Origin of the sequence: Cohnella fermenti, from assembly GCF_004801405.1 — a bacterium.
Lineage (GTDB): Bacteria > Bacillota > Bacilli > Paenibacillales > Paenibacillaceae > Cohnella > Cohnella fermenti.
Window position 1 is genome coordinate 1 of the sequence record NZ_SSOB01000095.1, and the last position, 2228, is coordinate 2228.

Annotated in this window: 1 protein-coding gene; it reads right to left on the minus strand. The window is 46.4% G+C overall.

Translation table 11 applies throughout. The annotated features are described in order from the left end of the window. Nucleotides 1–2059 (minus strand): hypothetical protein (locus tag E6C55_RS33095; protein ID WP_211093703.1); only part of this gene is annotated, 2059 nt, incomplete at its 3' end. Nucleotides 2060–2228 lie beyond the last annotated feature (169 nt).

Sequence of the window (2228 nt, forward strand, 5' to 3'; positions counted from 1 at the left end):
CGAGCCCCGCGGGGGAGTCCGAAGCGGCACCGGTCACGCTGATCGCAGTGTCGGATGAAGCCGCTTGGAACGACTCGATGAGAGGAGCGGACTTATCGACGACGAAGCTGACGGAGCGCTCGACCGTGTTCGTGCCGTCGTTCACGGTGAATCTTATCGAATGCGTACCTTCCGTTAACGCTCCCAGGTTAATCGCGTTGAAGCTCACCGTCTGCTCCGTCTCCGTGTTCGATATCGTCTTCGTCTCTCTTGGCGATGACTCGGAATCGATGAAGTAGTTGACGGTGAGATTAGTGTAATTCGAACCGCTTGCTTTCACCGTAGGGACGAAGGTTGTATTTAAATCGCTGAGAATCTGCCCCGAGGTCGGCGTGACGATATTCAGATCAGTAAACTTGACCGGAATCTGCAGTGCCCTGCACATAGAGTCCCAAGCGCATATCAAGAATGTTGCATTATTCGGATCTCCCATGTTCTTGGCAGACATGATCCTGTTAATTTGAGAGCCAATACGGTAGGTAGAAGCCTGCTTAACGATGTTCCCGTTACTTCTATCTATAATAGAATAGGAAATCCCCCCGCTCTCCGGATCGGGAGCGGCAATCGTGGCGTAATTTCCATTTAAGCTGACAGCATATTCGATTGCTTGCGTAGGCCAAGTATTTCCTGCAGGTGACGTCGGATAATAAGCTTTATTAGGGACATCAACACTCAATATTACATTTCCTGAAGCGTCCGTTTCCTTATATGTCAATTTACTTTGATAGTATGTGTTATATCCCTCACCATGAGGCCCCGTTGGCCAATCGACCGTAACGTAAGAGAAGCCTGTTCCGTTGTACTTAATAGTTTCAGGAGAAAAGGTAGTATAAGAATTCTTCAAGTCGTCCAGTGGAAACTTCCCATCACTGCCTTTAGTCAAACTCGAAAAATTGCCGGAACTCGGATTGAAATCTTGATAATAAACCAGGTATCCTCCATCATTCGTAGCGATAGTAGAATAAATACGATTGCCAGATCGAATTGTCGTCGTCATCGGATTGTAGCTCCAATAAGGAATTCGGGTGGCGGTATTCGTTGGGGTTAGCGTGTATTCATTCCAAGCAGAGCCCGGAGGACCGGCATATATGGACTGCGCCCAGTAGCTGTCCCCTCTGTCATCATAACTTAGCTGACTGGTTAGTCGGGATACATACGGGATCCTCGTACCATCGTTCTTCGTCAGATAAACACCATCAAGATCGACAGTTCCGATTAATGGAAATGCCGGGGCTTCCTGAGTAATAGAGCCGGAGTCCTCGATCGTGTAGGTGTATATATAAGATCTCCCATCATTCCAAATCGGCGATGCAATTATGGAAAATGGCCTATCCTGATCATCAACACCTAAAGTTCCCATGCCTCCCCAAGTACCGCTCATACTTATTCCGGCTGAGGATAGCGATAAATCTGAATTTATTCTGTAAGTTCCCATGCTGCTTACACACGTCGTGCCTCCCGGTACACAACTGCTGTTGGGCAGACCTGGCGTATAATAGTTACCATTGGCATAAACCAAGCTGTCTCTTCCAGAACTGATGGTATAGATCTCTTGGCTTCCTTCCTTGTATTCGGGAAAAACAACCTGTTTTTGGAACACCTTGAATACTATATAGGGGGTAGCAGTCGTAATCGTATCCAATACAGTCTCGTTATTTGTCTTGTTTACAAAGTCATCCCATGCTCCTGCTAAGAACACCTCATTATTGGATGAATCCTTCGCCCAAACTTCGACTCTATAAGACATCAATGCATTATATTCCCAGTTCCATCCTGCGGACGGATATGAAGAAGGATACATGCTTACAGTGGAAGAGTAGTTACTTATATTTAATGAATGGAACAATTGATTCTTCGAATAGTTCCATGCATAGCCGTAATTCCCAAACGTCTTAATTAGTGTCCAACTTAAATCGGCTGCCTCCACTTTCTTATTCATGGTATCTCTCAGAGGAGTACAGGCTCCGAATAGTTCAAGCAAGAGCATAATCGCCATAAAGCTCGCCATTATTTTTTTCACTTTGGACTCCTCCCTTATCCTTCCACTTTCACATCGATCGAAGATTCCCCGGTCACCTTGGCCCTGAAGACAATCGTCGTCACTTCTCCCGACCAGGACGTTCCCGGCACAATGTTCATCTTCTTCCTGAAAATAATTTTCCCCGGCTGGTACGTCACTTCGAGGTTCG